Below are 14,515 nucleotides of genomic sequence, written 5' to 3'. Positions count from 1 at the left end.
GCCCCGTAGAATCGGCCTGTGTTGCGCAATTCCCTGAACCACTCGCGGCGTCGGACCCTGGAACCGACCCGTCTCCGGTCGGCCCGAGTGGCACTCTGCCTGCTGCTGGCCCTGCTCCTGACGGCCCTCGGCTCGCTCGGATCCGCTCCGGCGCAGGCAGTGCCCAAGCCGGACCCGCAGGCCACGACCAGTGCGAAGCCGGAGGGCAAACGGGATAAGCAGGGCATGTACGTCACCCCCAAGATCGCCGATGGCAGCGCGGCACCGCGGCTGTGGGCCGAGTCCTGGATGGTGGCCTCCCTGGACTCCGGGCAGGTTCTATCGGAGAAGGACCCGGAGAAGAAGCTCTGGCCGGCCTCCGTGCTCAAACTGTTGACCGGCCTGGCGCTGATCGACCAGTTCCCCACCGCAGCCGATCGCGAGAAGAAGTACAAGGCGACCCGCGCCGAGGAGAACGTCGACGGCACCAGGGTGGGCCTGGAGGCCGGGCACAGCTATACGATCGACTCCCTGTTCCACGCCATGCTCATGATGAGCGCCAATGACGCGGCCTACGCCCTGGGTCAGGCGGCCGGCGGGCAGGCCAAGGGTCTGGCACTGCTGAATAAGAAGGCGCGTGCCATCGGGATGACGGGGACCACTGCCAAGACCTTCAACGGGCTCGACGCCAAGGGCCAGGCAATGACCTGCCACGACCTGGTGGTGCTGGCCAAGCACTTCACACAGAACAAGTACCTGATGCAGGTCGCGGGCACCACCAATTACAGGTTCGACACCGGGCTGTCCGACAAACAGAAGAAGACCCAGGCGAAGAAACAGGCCAAGGCGAAGAAAGCAGGCAAGACCTTTACGGGGACCCCCGCGTTCATGGAGGTTTCCAATCACACGAAGATCGCGGGCGTGGTGCCCGGCGGCCTGGGGTTGAAGAACGGCTACACGATCAAGGCCAGGGGCTCATTCGTCGCAGTGGTCAAGCGGGGTGGCAAGACCTTCGTCGCAGCGATCCTCAAAGCCACCGACCAGCCCCGACAGCCGGCGATCGACATGCTCGACTGGGCGTTCAAACAGACCGCGCCCAAACCGGTCGACACCATCGACTTCGAGGCGATCGACCAGTCGGTCGCCAAAGTCGGCCCCATTCCCACGGCCCAGAATCCTGCGGGTGCCGCGGCCCAGAACCCGGCCGACAATCGCGTCTTCGGGGACTCCGCTGCCCTGTGGGGCGGCGGATTGATGTTGGTCATCGTGGTGCTTGGCATCGGCTTCATCGTGGGCAAGCGGATGCGCCGCGCCTCCCGCGCCCGCCATCGCTGAGACCGCGCCGAACCAACCGCCGAACCGCACCCATGACCCGGGCCGCCGCCTCTGAGATCCCCTAGATCCCGGAGATGATCCCGCGTTCGGTCAGTTTCGAGGCCAGGCCCGCGCCATCCGGGGCGTAGACCCAGGGAACGCCCGCGCCGCGGCCCTCGAACTTGGACACACCGCCCACCCAGACCGCCTCCGACGGGGTGAGCTCGCGAATCGCCACGGCGGCGACGTTCTGCGGGTGGTTCTCCGCGAACTCGGCGTAGATCTCCTCGTCGTGCTGCCCGTTGTCGCCCACCAGCAGCCACTTCATATGGGGGAATTCCCGGGCCAGGCGCTCCAGGGAGTTGCGCTTGTGTTCCACCCCGGACCGGAACATCCGGGTGTTCGTGGGGCCCCAGTCCGTCAGCAGCAGGGGGCCGGCGGGATACAGGTTGCGCGACAGGAAGCGCTTGAGCGTGGGTGCGACGTTCCAGGCCCCCGTGGACAGGTAGAACATGGGAGAGTTGGGCCGCATGTAGATGAGCCGATCGTAGAGCACCGACATTCCGGCAACCGCAGACCTGGCGTGTTCGGACAGGATGAAGCTGTTCCAGGCCGCCAGCATGGGCCGCGGCAAGTGGGTGACCATCACAGTGTCGTCCACATCGGAGACGATCCCGAAGCGCTGCTCGGACCCGACGATCGTGGCCGTGGCCGTGTCGATCTTGGAACCCTCGGTCCACATCTGGAAGTCGATGTGGCCGGGCCGGAAGTCACCGGGGATGACCGCGTCGATCACCCCGCCGCGGTCGGAGGTCACCATGTGCTCGACCCCGTTCACGCGGACCCAGGCGGTCTCCTCTGCCAGGGGCACGTTGACGAAGGACCGCCACCCCCTGATCGAGGCCTCGCGGTCAGCAGCCGGCTGCCCGTCCTTGGTCAGCACCATACGGGCCAACACTCGCATCGAGGATTCCGAGCCATAGGAGTCATAGGCGATGACGGTGCGCTGCCAACCCGACTTGTAGGCCCGGCCCCTGGCCCAGGAGTGGAAGCCGTCCTCGACGCGTGCGGCGGTGTGGGCGACCTCGGGTGCCAGATTGCTGGGGCCCGTACCGCGGCGCGCCGTCCGGGGCAGCTTGGGCAGCCGGGGCAGGCTGCGGTTCTGTTTTCCGGACTCGGGCGCGGACCCGCTTCCCCCAACGGCTTCCGTGCCATCCTGTTCGTGCGCACTCATCGCATTCCTCCCCACGGTCCTCCCCTATTGCCGGCGCCGGGCCGGCTTAGAGGAACCCGACCTTGGTGAAGGCGTCGCGCAGGGTGACGTCCGCGATGGCCGCGGCCTTGGCCGCACCGGCGTCCAGGATCCGGGCGAGTTCGCCGCGGTCGGCCAGCAGTTCCGTGGTCCGCTCCCGCACCGGGGTCAGCTTCTCCACCGCCAGATCCGCGAGCGCGACCTTGAGGTGACCGTACATCTTGCCATCGAACTGGGCGACGATGTCGTCGATCGACTCACCCGAGAGCGCCGAGTAGATGCCCAACAGGTTCGACACACCGGGCTTGGCATCACGGTCGAAGGCGATGACGGTGCCATCGTCGGTGACCGCCGACTTGATCTTCTTGGCCACGGACTTCGGTTCGTCCAGGATGTTGATCAGGCCCGCGGGGCTCTTGGCCGATTTGCTCATCTTCGAGGTCGGGTCCTGCAGATCGTAGATCTTCGCGGTGTCCTTGGGGATCCCGGGTTCGGGGATCGTGAAGGTCGTTCCGAAGCGCGTGTTGAAGCGTTCGGCCAGGTTGCGGGTCAGCTCCAGATGCTGGCGCTGGTCCTCGCCCACCGGGACGATGTCGGCCTGGTACAGCAGGATGTCAGCTGCCATCAGCGCCGGATAGGTCAGCAGGCCCAGGGACACGCGTTCGCCCTTGGCCGACTTGTCCTTGAACTGAGTCATTCGCTGGGCCTCCCCCAGCGAAGCGGTGCATTCGAGGATCCAACTCAGCTGCGCGACCTGCGGCACCTGCGACTGGACGAACAGGGTGGAGCGTTCCGGGTCCAGGCCGGCGGCGATGAACTGCGCGGCGGTGATCAGCGTGCGCTCCCGCAGCTGGGCGGGGTCCTGGTCGACGGTGATCGCGTGCATGTTCGCGATGAAGTAGAAAGCGTCGTGGTCCTCCTGGAGGGACACGAACTGCTGCAGGGCGCCGATGTAGTTGCCCAGATGGAGGGAGTCGGAGGTCGCCTGGATACCCGACAGGGACCGGGGGAGCTGAGAGGTTTCACTTACCGTCATGGTCCCATTCTGCCACCTGGAACGGACACGCCCAGAGTCGAGGCCAGACCATGACTCGCCTCACACCCCTGCGTGTTGCTGGTGACTCAGCTGTGTGAACGATTAGAATCAACGGCACACGACGGGCCGCACCATCCCACCAGCGCCCCGTCGCCGCCTTCGCGCGGGCACATATCCCACAAGGACCGACCCGCAGCCTGAACGGGCGCAGACACAACCAAGAACATCGGACGCTGTACGAAGGAGCACAGACCATGTCCGTCAACGTCGAATACGTCAAGACCGACGACGACCACCCACCGGTCGCCGTCATCGAGAAACCCAAATGGACCCCGGGGCGCATCGTCCTGTGGGTCGTCATCGCGCTCATCGCCGCCGTCGGCTGGGTGATGATCGCCTTCGTCCGCGGGGAGAACCTGAGCGCCTCGTGGTTCATCGCCGCCGCGGTCGGCAGCTATCTGATCGCCTACCGCTTCTATGGCAAGTACATCGAGTGGAAGATCTGCCGGCCCGACCCCAAACGCGCGACGCCGGCCGAGGTCAACAACAACGGCCGCGACTTCACCCCGACCGACCGCCGCGTGCTGTTCGGCCACCACTTCGCCGCGATCGCCGGCGCGGGCCCCCTGGTGGGTCCCGTGATGGCCGCACAGATGGGCTACCTGCCCGGCACCCTGTGGATCATCCTGGGCGTCATCGTCGCCGGTGCCGTGCAGGACTACATGGTGCTGTACTTCTCGACCCGCCGCAATGGCCGCTCGCTGGGCCAGATGGCCCGTGACGAGCTGGGCAATGTGGGCGGCATCATCGCCTCGATCGGCATCCTGCTCATCATGATCATCCTGATCGCGGTACTGGGTCTGGTCATGGTCAACGCCCTGGCGGACTCCCCCTGGGGCGTCTTCTCCATCGCGATGACCATCCCGATCGCCCTGTTCATGGGCGTCTACATGCGCTACATCCGCCCCGGCAAGGTGCTGGAGACCTCGATCATCGGCATCGTGCTGTTGCTGGCCGCGATCGCCGGCGGCAGCTGGGTCAACGCGAGCCCGTTCTGGCACGACTTCTTCCTGCTGGACAAGACCACCCTGGTGTGGTGCGTGATGATCTACGGCTTCTTCGCCGCGATCCTGCCCGTGTGGGTCCTGCTGGCCCCGCGCGACTACCTGTCGACGTTCATGAAGGTCGGCACCATCGTGCTGCTGGCCATCGGCATCATCATCGTCAACCCCGTCGTGCAGATGCCCGCCGTCACGGACTTCGCGTTCAACGACAAGGGCCCGGCCTTCGCCGGTGCGCTGTTCCCGTTCCTGTTCATCACGATCGCCTGTGGCGCCCTGTCCGGCTTCCACGCGCTGATCAGTTCGGGTACCACGCCGAAGATGGTGGAGAAGGAATCGCAGATCCGCCTGATCGGCTACGGCGGCATGCTCACCGAGTCCTTCGTGGCGATCATGGCCCTGGTGGCCGCGGTCAGCCTGGACAAGGGCATCTACTTCGCGATGAACGCCGCCGAACCGCTGACCGGGGGCACCCCGCAGACGGCCGCCGACTTCGTCAACAACAACCTCGGCCTGGACCATGTGTCGACCAGCGCACAGGAACTGGACCAGGCGGCCAAGGACGTCGGCGAGAACACCATCATCAGCCGGACCGGCGGCGCGCCCACCCTGGCGATGGGCATGGCGCACATCCTGCACAATGTCATGGGCGGGCCGGCCATGATGAGCTTCTGGTACCACTTCGCCGTGATGTTCGAGGCGCTGTTCATCCTGACCACGATCGACGCCGGTACCCGCGTGTGCCGCTTCATGCTCTCGGACTTCCTGGGCAACTTCATCAAGCCGTTCAAGAACCCCTCGTGGATCCCCGGTGGTCTGATCACCACCGCGATCGTCATCGCGGCCTGGGGCGGCGTGTTGCTGATGGGCGTGACCGATCCCCTGGGCGGCATCAACACGCTGTTCCCGTTGTTCGGTCTGTCCAATCAGCTGTTGGCCGCGATCGCCCTGTCCGTGGTCTGCGCGATCGTGTGCAAGATGGGCAAGGCGAAATATGTGTGGATCCCCGGCATCGCGCTGGTCTGGGACCTGGCCGTGACCATGGCTGCGTCCTGGCAGAAGATCTTCGACTCCCGCCCCACGGTGGGCTACTGGTCGCAGCACTTCACGTACAAGAACGCGCTGGCCGACGGCAAGACGGAACTGGGCACCACCAAGGGCGTCGAGGCGATGGAGGCCGTTGTCCGCAACACCTTCATCCAGGGTTCACTGTCCGTGCTGTTCGCGGTCATCGTGGTGCTGGTCGTGATCGTCACGCTGATCAAGAGCTACCAGGCGATCCGCGCCGGCTCCCTGCCCACCAGTGAGGAGCCCTTCACCCCCACCAAGACCTTCGCCGCCGCCGGCTTCATCGACACCAAAGCGGAGAAGGAACTGCAGGCCCAGTGGGACGAGTACAACGTGGCCCACGGCATCAAGACCCACGACGGGCACGGCGCATGAGCGCCGAGGCCACGCCCGGCTTCCGCTCCCTGCTCGCCCGGGCGTGGGCCCGGGTGGGCCGGGCCGCGGGGTTCGTCCTGTGGTATGCCCGCGAGGTCTCCGGTGAGAACGGCTACAAGCACTACCTGGACGCCTATGTGGCCAGACACGGCTGTTCGCACGGGGCGATGAGCGAACGCGAATACTGGCGGGACAAAACGGACCGCCAGGACCGCGAGCCCCAGGCCCGCTGCTGCTAGAACCCACCCTCCCGCCGACCCGTCAAAAAAGTTCGAACTTCCTCCGGGGATTCGCACTTCTTTGACGGGTCGGCGCAGTTTGGAAGGCCCCAGGGACAATAGAGGCATGCACGCACCGAAGATTCCCCTGTTCCTGGACTGCGACCCCGGCATCGACGACGCCATCGCCCTGGGCTATGTCCTGTGCCGGCCCGACGTCGACCTGGTGGGGGTTGCCGCCAGCGGCGGCAATGTGCCCACGGCCCAGGTCACCGCGAACGCCCTGGGCTGGCTCGCCCTGGCCGGCGACACCTCCACCCCCGTCCACCCGGGCTCGGACCTGCCCCTGGCCCATCTGTCCGGCGAGCGCACAGGCGATCCCGTCTACGCCGATGACACCCACGGCCCCACCGGCGCCGGCTATGCGCAGCTGCCGGAACATTCGGCCCCCAGCCCGGTGTCCGCGGCACAGGCCTGGGTCGATGCGGCACGCGCCCATCCGGGGGAACTGATCGGCGTGGTGATCGGACCCGCGACCAACCTGGCCCTGGCCCTGGACATCGAGCCCGAACTGCCCCGTCTGGTCCGCCGCCTGTTCATCATGGGCGGGGCCTTCAACTACCGCGGCAACACCCACCCGACCACCGAGTGGAACGTCACCTTCGATCCCGAATCCACCGCCCGGGTGATCCGCGAGTTCGGCGCCAAGGCGCCCGTGCTGCCGGTCATCGCGCCGATCGAGGCGACCGAGGCCGTGGTCATGACTCCGCAGCGGCTGAACATGGTGCTGCGCTACGAGCACGGGGCCGGCTGGCACGCCTGGCTCGAGCAGCTGGCGCAGGCGCTGAAGTTCTACTTCGAGTTCCACCAGTGGGACGGCCACGGTTATCTCGCCCACATCCACGATCCCTTCGTGGTGGCAGCGGCACTCGCCTGGGCCCACTCCGCCCCCGCGGCCTCGGCCCCCGCCCCCATCCCCTGGTCGCGCACCGCCACGACTGCCGCCGATGTGGAGCTGACCGGTACACTCACACGTGGCGAAACCGTCGCGGATTGGCTGGGACGTTGGGATAGGCCCGACAACCTGGAGATCATCCGGTCGATCGACTCCGAGTCGTTCATCGCCCATCTTCTGACCACCCTAGGCAAAGGACCCAAGGCATAACCATGTCGACTTCACCCCACCCCCGGCCCACCGATAGCGCATCTGGGCAGGGGCCCGCCGCACCGACGGGTCCCGGAGAAACCACAGAAAACACCTCAGTGAACACCTCGAGCTCCACACCTTCCTCGGCCCGCCGGACCTGGTCGCTCGTGGCCATCGGCCTGGGTGCGGCCGTCATCATCGGCACCTACATCACCGTCCTGCTCACCCAGCCGGCCACCCTGTCCACCGACCTGGGCAGCGCAGCGCTGGGCGTCATGTGCGGCTATCTGCTGGGCGGCGTCCTCATCGCCGCCGGCTCCCTGGCCTTCATCCCCGCGACCACCTTCGCCATGATCCCCGTGGCCATCGCCCTGAACGTGGTGCTCGGCGAGATCGTGGGCAAGCTGCCCATCCCCCTGTATCTGGATTCGATCGGCTCAGTCCTGGTGGGCGTGATGGCCGGCCCCGCCGCCGGCGCGCTGACCGGCATCCTGTCGAACCTCATCTGGGGCCTGACCCTGGGCCCGTCGACCATCGCCTTCACCGCCGGTGCCGCCTTCGCCGGCGCCGCAGCCGGCTGGGCCGCCCGGACCGGGGCCTTCAAACGCATCTGGACCGCCATCATCGCGGGCCTCATCGTCGGTGTGCCGGCCGGGGCGATCGGCGCACCCGTGGCCGCCTACATCTACGGCGGCGGCCTGGGCGTGGGCACCGGCGGGGTCGTCGCGACCCTGCAGGCCGCGGGCCTCGAGGTCGTCAACGCGACCACCATCCAGTCCCTGGCCTCGGACACGATCGACAAGGCGCTTATCTTCCTGCTGGCGTTCCTGGTCCTGCGCTCCCTGCCCCAGCGGATCCTGCGCAAGGCGCCCTACGCCCGCTTCTCCCGGCGGTGACACCCGCTCCCGCGCCCACCCCGCGCCTGCACCCGGCCACCCAGGTCCTGGCCACTCTGTGCGCCCTGTTCCTGGTGTTCGGCGTGTCATCGCCGCTGGTGCCGGCCGCCGTGATCGTGGCGGCGGGCTGCGTGGCGGCCGCGTCCCGCTCCGTGCGCCTGCGCACCTGGGCTGCGACCCTGGCGTTCGTGTCCCTGCCCGTACTGGTGATGACGCTGATCATCCAAGGGCTGTTCTATCCCGGTGAGCGGGTCACGGTGCTGTGGAGCGCCGGGCCCGCGCACATCACGGTCGAGGGCCTGGCCATCGCCGTGCAGTTGTGGCTGCGGGTGGCCGGCACCGTGGCGGTCAGCGCACTGTTCGCCCTGGGCTCGGATTCCGCGCGGCTGTTCGACGCGCTGGTGGCGCTGCGCGTGCCCGTGCGGATCGCGCAGGTCTGCGCTTCCGCCCTGGGCCTGGCCGGGCAGTTGGGCGCGCAGACGCGCGCGCTGTTGGCCGCCCACCGTGCCCGAGGCTGGGACACCTCCCGCCTGCGCGCGCGTCTGACTCTGTTGCCGGGACTCCTGGCCGCGCTGTTCACCGGTGCACTGGTGCAGATGGATCAGCGTCAGGTGACATTGGCCCAGCGTGGGCTGGGGCATGTGTCGGGGCCGGGGGCACGGCGTCCGGGACCATTGCAGGATCATGCCGATTCCCCCGTGCAGCGCGTCTGCCGCTGGGCCATGCCGGTCCTGGTGCTGGTCCTCGTCGTCGCGTCCTCGGCCCATCTGCTGCCCCTGCCCACCGCCACCCGGATTCTGGAGGTCCTCGGTGTCTGAACCATCCACGCCCTCCGGCACAGTGCCGAACGCAGCACCGGGCACAGCGGCCGGCATCGGAATCGTGTTGCGGCCCGGCGAATACCTGGCCGTGCTGGGTCCGCGGGGTGCCGGCCTGTCCACCGTGTGCATGAGCGCCTGCGGGATCGACCCCGAGCCCCACCATGAACCCTCCGCCGGGCAGGGCTTCACCGGTGACCCGGCCCAGGAGGTCGCCCGGCATCCGGCCTGGGAGCTCCCGGTGAGCGTCCCAGCCGGCCAGGCGGCGATGCTCGGCGACGATCCGGAGGCTCAGCTGACCGGGATGACCAGCCTGGTCCGCGACGAGGTCCAGTTGCCCCTGCGCCTGCAAGGTGGGGCCGAGCCGCGCAGGCGCGCCGCGGCCCAGTGCGGATGCCTGGGGATCACGGAGTTGTGGGACCGCCGGCTGGATACCCTGTCCGGTGGGCAGCGCCAGCTGACAGCGCTGGCGGGCCTGCTGACCCTGGAGCCGGTCACCCTGGTGCTCGATCAGCCGTCCCTGTCCCTGGACCGGGTGGGCCGGGCGCGCCTGGCGCGGATCCTGCGTGAACACTGCGTGCGCGGAGGTTCCGTGCTGGTCACCGGGCATCAACACGACGAGGTCACCGCAGCGGCCGACCGCACACTGTTCCTGGAGGCCGGCCGGATCACCGGCGAGGTCTCCGGCCGACCCACCGACGTGTTGCTGGCGGACCACGGGGTCTGGAGCATGCTGGAGGCGGACGTAGCCGGCCCGGCCCAAGCTGCAGACTTCTCCCCCACGGGGCCGCTGGGTCCGAGCGGCAGGGATGCGAACGCTGCACAGGCAGAACCACTTCTCCGCATTGAGGATTTGACCGTTTCACGTGGCACACACACGATCCTCGACCAGGTGGGTCTCAGCCTGGGCGCGGGCCAGGTGCTGGCTCTGGAGGGTCCCAACGGCATCGGCAAGTCGACCCTGCTGCGGGCGCTGGCGGGCATCCTCGATACCGGGGCGCGGGTGTCCGGGCGCATCCTCTTCGGCCCGGAGCACCTCGACCTGGCACAGTTGCCGGCCCATCTACGCGCGGCCCATCTGGCCTGGGTGGGACAGGATCCATCCGCCCAGCTGTCCGCAGCGAGTGTGCGCGCCGAACTGGTCCGCGCCACTCCGCTGCCGCGCCTGCCGCGCAAACAGCGGGCCGAGGCCAGGGCCCGGCGCGTCCAGCAGGCCGAGCAGGTGGCCGAACGGATCGGCCTGGCCGATCAGGTGGACGTCCATCCCCATGATCTGGGCCCGGCGCAGCGCAAGGACCTGGTGATCGGCACGGCGCTGATGCTGGGGGCCAGCATTCTGCTGCTCGACGAACCCACCCTGGGCCGCGATCGGGCCGGGATCATCGCGCTGACCGCTTTGGTCGAGGAGTTCAGCGCAGCGGGCGGGGCCGTCATCCTGACCACCCACGATCATCGATGGGCCGCTACCGTGTCATCGCACCGGGTGGACCTGGGCACGGCTTAGAGCCGGTGGCCTGTGAGAATGGGTCCATGCCCGTTCCCCAGGAGCGCCCGTGAGCGTCACCAGTCCCCTGCACGTGATCATCGCCGTGGTGATCCTGGCCGTCCTGACGACCGTACTGTTGTCCGTCTTCCAGGGCGCGCCCCGCTGGTCCCAGCTGTGGGCTGTGGTGCGCGGGGCGGTTCAGCTGGCACTCATCAGCCTGATCTTGGGCACGGTCATCACCAGTTATGTGTGGATCGCAGCTGCGCTGCTGGTCATGTTCACGGTGGCATGGACGACCGCGACCCGGCGGATCGGTTGGTCGGCCCGTCATGCGGCGGTGATGGGGACGGCGATGGCAGGCGGTGCGCTGACCAGTCTGCTGGTGATCTTCGGCAGTGGCGCGGTGGAGTTCTCCCCGCGGTATCTGCTGGCCTTAGGAGGGATCATCATCGGCGGGTCGATGACGGTGGCGACCCTGTCCGCCCGCGGGTACCGCCAGTCGCTGGCCGACCATTGGGCCGAGGTCGAGGCCTGGCTGGCCCTGGGCGCGACCGAGGCCCAGGCTGTGCGCCGGATCGCGCGGCTGGCTGTGGCGAATGCGCTGGTGCCCAATACCGACCAGGCGAAGACCACGGGACTGGTGACGCTGCCGGGCGCCTTCGTAGGGGCGATCTTCGGTGGCCTGTCACCACTGCAGGCCGGCCAGTTCCAGATTCTGGTCCTGGCCGGCCTGCTGGCAACGGGCAGTATCACCGCGATCACCGTGGTGACGGGGCTGCGACGTCCGCTGCGCCGCCCCGAATAATCGCCTACTGGCGCTTGCGACGGCTGATCACAACGGTCACGGCGCCCACCAGGAGCAGGGCCAGGCCGATGCCCGCAGCTGTCAGTTCGATACCGGTACGCGGCAGTTTACCGCTGTTATCCGAACCGTTGCCGGTCGAATCATCGTCGCCAGTGGAGGCGGCGTCTTCGGCATCCTCGGCGACGTCGGAGGAATCATCCTCCGGCGCGCCTGCACCGGCTGACGGCTCGTCCTCACCGTTCGTCGGTTCATCGGCCCCGGTGGACGGCTCATCCGCGCCTTCGGATGACTCATCCGTGCCCTTGGACGGCTCGTCTGCCGGGTCTGCCCCGTCATCGGTAGCCTCGTCCGTGGCTTCGTCGGAGGGTTCCCCGGCGGGTTCGGTCGTGGGCTCCGGCGACTCAGCGGGAGTGGTCTCCTCGGGCTCCGAGGACTCGGTTTCCTCTGGCTGGCTGGATTCCGTTTCTTCGGGCTCCGCAGACTCCGTGTCGCTCGGTTCGCTGGATTCGGATTCCTCGGGGTCCGAAGATTCTGTCTCCTCAGGCTCAGAGGACTCGGTCTCTTCGGGTTCTGCCGATTCAGTTTCTTCCGGCTCCGACGGTTCAGAGGTCGGCTCGTCCGAAGGCTCGTCAGTCGCTGCAGACTCAGAGGGTTCGGGCGTTTCTTCCTCGGGCCACAGAATCGCCCTCTGCTCAGCGGTGAGGGCAAACGGTGTGCGGTAGAATATTACCGGATTTTCAGCGAAACCGTTTGCTGACTCAAAAACAATTTCGTACTCAACATCTTTAGACAGATCTTCCGGGTACAAAGTGAACGGCACTGCAGATTCAAAGTCCCACCTCGAATCGCTATCATCCTCCTTCTTGGGATATATATATTCCAGCTTAAGATTACCTGCTAAGTATTTCGTTCCCTTAGGTACAAGATATGCAATAATCCAAGGAGGATTTTTGCCAACATTATTTTTTGGAACATTCTTAAAATTCTTAACTGACAACTTCATATCAACCCCGTCCACAGGGTCGACACTTAAAACATCCCAGGAAAACTCGCCCGAAAATGGCTCAACTGGTTCAGTTTCCGTCGGCTCCGGTGTGACAATCACGCCATCTTCACCGGTTATATCGAACGAGAATACATTTGGTGAAACCGGCTGAGCGGTATCACCCGACACGATACTTCCAGAGAGAATCTGCACCGAATGGTGCGTGCCAATCTTCCAGTTCTCAGATATAGGAGTGTCCGTTCGCCCATCCTGTAAATCAGAACTTGTCGCATTCTCATCATTGGGAAGGGGCAAGTCGATCGACCAGTCTCCGGTCTCCTCGTCAGCCTTCACCGCACCCCAAACACTTCCACGGGTCAGCTCGCCAGGACCACCCTTATCAGTGACCTTTCCCGAACTACCCCGCTGCACGTCAAGCTGATCGCCATTGTAATCGATTGCACCAGTCCGCCAGACATTTCCACCGTCAAGCTTGAATGCGACAGAGATGCCGTTCCAGCCCTTGGAATTGGGTTTGGGGTTCAGCCAATTCTTCCCGCTTAGAGTAATCGATGTGCCTTCGACCGCAGTAGCCGGGACATTGATACTGGCCGCCGCAGCCTTCTCATCCGCATAAGCCGGCGACGCAAGACTCGTCACGCCAGATGCCGCCATTGGAGCAGCGACGCCAAGTGCTACGGCAACACCCATCGCGCTCAGACGTTTACCTAAGACTCGGGAAATCCACGATCTTCCCATATATATACCTCCATAGACTAAGACCGGGGATTAATCCCGATCGACAGAGCCAGCGGCCGGGCATCCAACTGGATACCCGGCCACCGGAATAAACTCACACTCAGTTCACGGTGAACTCAGCGCGCACTCCGCGGACGAAATCTCCCGGTGCAATCGAACCCGTCAACAAGTTGACCGTGTGCGTCGAGCCGGTCGCCCAATCAACACCATCGCGGTTGTTCGAACCGTTTGGAATATCGAAGTTGGCGGTCAGAGTGCCATCCGGATTGGCATGCTCCACAAACATGACGTCAGCGGGCAAGGAGTCATTCGTCACCGGATTGGAAAGCGTGCTATTGGGGTAAACCGTATCGCCCCCATCCCACTTCAAAGCCACCCACGACCGTTCGCCAGTGGACGTCTTGAGGCCGGTCGCGGTGACGCGGAGTTTGCCACCCTTCGCAACCGTCGTCTTAACCTTGACGACGGCACTATCCTTCACGCCGTTCAAGGTGCTTTCGCAGTTCGAAACCGTATAACCGTTTTCAACCGTCTGCGATCCGTCAGTTGTTGACGGCCAGCCGCAGTTCTTTCCGAGTTCTTCGCCCAGTGCCGATGCACTGGAAACACCAACGGCAACAGTGCCGCCAATTGCAAGTCCAACCGCCAATGCGGCAGACCCGAAACGCGAGACAAGCTTTGACTTGTTCACTTGGGATTCCCTTCTAGGGTGATGGTTCTGACTGAGCGAATTCATCCTCAGCGCTGACCGAATGATTCGCTCATTCAGCACTCTATCAAGGTTTGCCTACGCTTCATACAGGTATGGGACTAGCCTCATGTGATGTGTAACACATAGTAGGAAGGGCTTCTCCTCGGTTGAGACGAAGCCCTCCAGCGTTCGCGGGTCAGTTCTTCTTGCGGCGGCGCAGGGTCAGCAGAACGGCTGCTCCACCGCCTACCAGCAGCACGATGCCGGCACCCAGTGCGCCCAGTTCGGCACCGGTCTTGGGTAGGCTGCCGCCAGTGTTACCGCCGGCATTCGCCTCGTCAGAGGTGGAGCCGTCATCGGAACCCGCAGAATCCCCATTGGCTCCGGAGCCGTCGCCATTGTCATTCGAGGTGTTGTCGTCCCCGTCGTCACCGCCGGCGACCGAGTCGCCTACCACTTCAAAAGCACCCGAGTACGATTTCGCATCGGTGCCCTTAACCGGCTCATCCGATTTGGGAGTGTAGTTGGGGTCTGAATCCCCCTGCTTCCAGGAGGCTGCGTGCAACGTAGTTGGTCAGGTTCCGGAAGCCGAGGGCGGAGCCTCGGAGGTGCTCGAGTCTTCCGT

The 14,515-nt window shown here is 65.6% G+C and carries 13 protein-coding genes; 8 read left to right on the top strand and 5 right to left on the bottom strand.

The window, feature by feature from the left end:
- Nucleotides 1–18 precede the first annotated feature (18 nt).
- A complete protein-coding gene (locus tag NQ038_RS10000; protein WP_257048613.1) occupies nucleotides 19–1,314 on the top strand; it encodes a serine hydrolase in 1,296 nt (431 codons plus the stop codon).
- A gap of 61 nt (nucleotides 1,315–1,375) precedes the next feature.
- On the opposite strand, the gene NQ038_RS09995 is transcribed toward NQ038_RS10000, so the two are convergent.
- Both NQ038_RS09995 and trpS read right to left on the bottom strand, forming a co-directional pair.
- The gene (locus tag NQ038_RS09995; RefSeq protein ID WP_257048612.1) at nucleotides 1,376–2,527 is read right to left on the bottom strand and encodes an App1 family protein; all 1,152 of its coding nucleotides are present in this window, start codon (nucleotides 2,525–2,527) and stop codon (nucleotides 1,376–1,378) included.
- Nucleotides 2,528–2,573: 46 nt separating this feature from the next.
- Nucleotides 2,574–3,581 carry a tryptophan--tRNA ligase gene (gene trpS / locus NQ038_RS09990; protein ID WP_257048611.1) on the bottom strand — a complete coding sequence of 336 codons (1,008 nt, stop codon included), beginning with the start codon at nucleotides 3,579–3,581 and terminating at the stop codon, nucleotides 2,574–2,576.
- Nucleotides 3,582–3,835: 254 nt separating this feature from the next.
- Here trpS and NQ038_RS09985 point away from each other — a divergent pair, with 254 nt between their 5' ends.
- The 7 genes from NQ038_RS09985 to NQ038_RS09955 all read left to right on the top strand — a co-directional run bounded on the left by NQ038_RS09985 (nucleotide 3,836) and on the right by NQ038_RS09955 (nucleotide 11,455).
- Nucleotides 3,836–6,085 carry a carbon starvation CstA family protein gene (locus NQ038_RS09985; protein WP_257048610.1) on the top strand — a complete coding sequence of 750 codons (2,250 nt, stop codon included), beginning with the start codon at nucleotides 3,836–3,838 and terminating at the stop codon, nucleotides 6,083–6,085.
- Nucleotides 6,082–6,324, top strand: a complete 243-nt coding sequence (locus NQ038_RS09980; RefSeq protein WP_257062527.1) for a YbdD/YjiX family protein — start codon at nucleotides 6,082–6,084, stop codon at nucleotides 6,322–6,324. The genes NQ038_RS09985 and NQ038_RS09980 overlap by 4 nt, the downstream gene beginning before the upstream one ends.
- A gap of 106 nt (nucleotides 6,325–6,430) precedes the next feature.
- Complete coding sequence (locus tag NQ038_RS09975; RefSeq protein ID WP_257062526.1) at nucleotides 6,431–7,468, top strand: nucleoside hydrolase; 1,038 nt, start codon at nucleotides 6,431–6,433, stop codon at nucleotides 7,466–7,468.
- A 98-nt stretch (nucleotides 7,469–7,566) separates the two neighbouring features.
- On the top strand, nucleotides 7,567–8,346 hold the full coding sequence (locus tag NQ038_RS09970) for a histidine kinase (RefSeq protein WP_257062525.1): 780 nt from the start codon (nucleotides 7,567–7,569) through the stop codon (nucleotides 8,344–8,346).
- Nucleotides 8,343–9,164, top strand: a complete 822-nt coding sequence (locus NQ038_RS09965) for an energy-coupling factor transporter transmembrane component T (RefSeq protein ID WP_257062524.1) — start codon at nucleotides 8,343–8,345, stop codon at nucleotides 9,162–9,164. Before NQ038_RS09970 ends, NQ038_RS09965 begins: the two co-directional genes overlap by 4 nt.
- Nucleotides 9,157–10,668, top strand: coding sequence for an ATP-binding cassette domain-containing protein (locus tag NQ038_RS09960; RefSeq protein ID WP_257062523.1), 1,512 nt, complete (start codon nucleotides 9,157–9,159; stop codon nucleotides 10,666–10,668). The genes NQ038_RS09965 and NQ038_RS09960 overlap by 8 nt, the downstream gene beginning before the upstream one ends.
- Before the next feature lie 49 nt (nucleotides 10,669–10,717).
- Nucleotides 10,718–11,455 (top strand): ABC transporter permease, encoded by a 738-nt coding sequence (locus NQ038_RS09955; RefSeq protein WP_257062522.1) that lies wholly within the window; start codon nucleotides 10,718–10,720, stop codon nucleotides 11,453–11,455.
- A 4-nt stretch (nucleotides 11,456–11,459) separates the two neighbouring features.
- Here the strand turns inward: NQ038_RS09955 and NQ038_RS09950 are convergent, their stop codons facing one another.
- The 3 genes from NQ038_RS09950 to NQ038_RS15655 all read right to left on the bottom strand — a co-directional run bounded on the left by NQ038_RS09950 (nucleotide 11,460) and on the right by NQ038_RS15655 (nucleotide 14,347).
- Nucleotides 11,460–13,199, bottom strand: coding sequence for a hypothetical protein (locus NQ038_RS09950; RefSeq protein WP_257062521.1), 1,740 nt, complete (start codon nucleotides 13,197–13,199; stop codon nucleotides 11,460–11,462).
- Between the two features lie 100 nt (nucleotides 13,200–13,299).
- Nucleotides 13,300–13,890 carry a hypothetical protein gene (locus tag NQ038_RS09945; RefSeq protein WP_257062520.1) on the bottom strand — a complete coding sequence of 197 codons (591 nt, stop codon included), beginning with the start codon at nucleotides 13,888–13,890 and terminating at the stop codon, nucleotides 13,300–13,302.
- A 196-nt stretch (nucleotides 13,891–14,086) separates the two neighbouring features.
- Nucleotides 14,087–14,347 (bottom strand): hypothetical protein, encoded by a 261-nt coding sequence (locus NQ038_RS15655; protein ID WP_257062519.1) that lies wholly within the window; start codon nucleotides 14,345–14,347, stop codon nucleotides 14,087–14,089.
- Between the last annotated feature and the right edge of the window lie 168 nt (nucleotides 14,348–14,515).

Source organism: Brevibacterium sp. 50QC2O2, from assembly GCF_024580675.1.
Lineage (GTDB): Bacteria > Actinomycetota > Actinomycetes > Actinomycetales > Brevibacteriaceae > Brevibacterium > Brevibacterium moorei.
The sequence above is the reverse complement of the archived record's forward strand: the minus strand, read 5'-3'. Positions and strand labels throughout refer to the sequence as shown.

What these genes read in the sequence shown, in the direction of transcription:
- NQ038_RS09980 (WP_257062527.1), top strand. Translation starts at nt 6,082, where the DNA reads ATGAGCGCCGAGGCCACGCCCGGCTTCCGCTCCCTGCTCGCCCGGGCG.
- trpS (WP_257048611.1), bottom strand. Translation starts at nt 3,581, where the DNA reads ATGACGGTAAGTGAAACCTCTCAGCTCCCCCGGTCCCTGTCGGGTATC.
- NQ038_RS09985 (WP_257048610.1), top strand. Translation starts at nt 3,836, where the DNA reads ATGTCCGTCAACGTCGAATACGTCAAGACCGACGACGACCACCCACCG.
- NQ038_RS09995 (WP_257048612.1), bottom strand. Translation starts at nt 2,527, where the DNA reads ATGAGTGCGCACGAACAGGATGGCACGGAAGCCGTTGGGGGAAGCGGG.
- NQ038_RS09950 (WP_257062521.1), bottom strand. Translation starts at nt 13,199, where the DNA reads ATGGGAAGATCGTGGATTTCCCGAGTCTTAGGTAAACGTCTGAGCGCG.
- NQ038_RS09975 (WP_257062526.1), top strand. Translation starts at nt 6,431, where the DNA reads ATGCACGCACCGAAGATTCCCCTGTTCCTGGACTGCGACCCCGGCATC.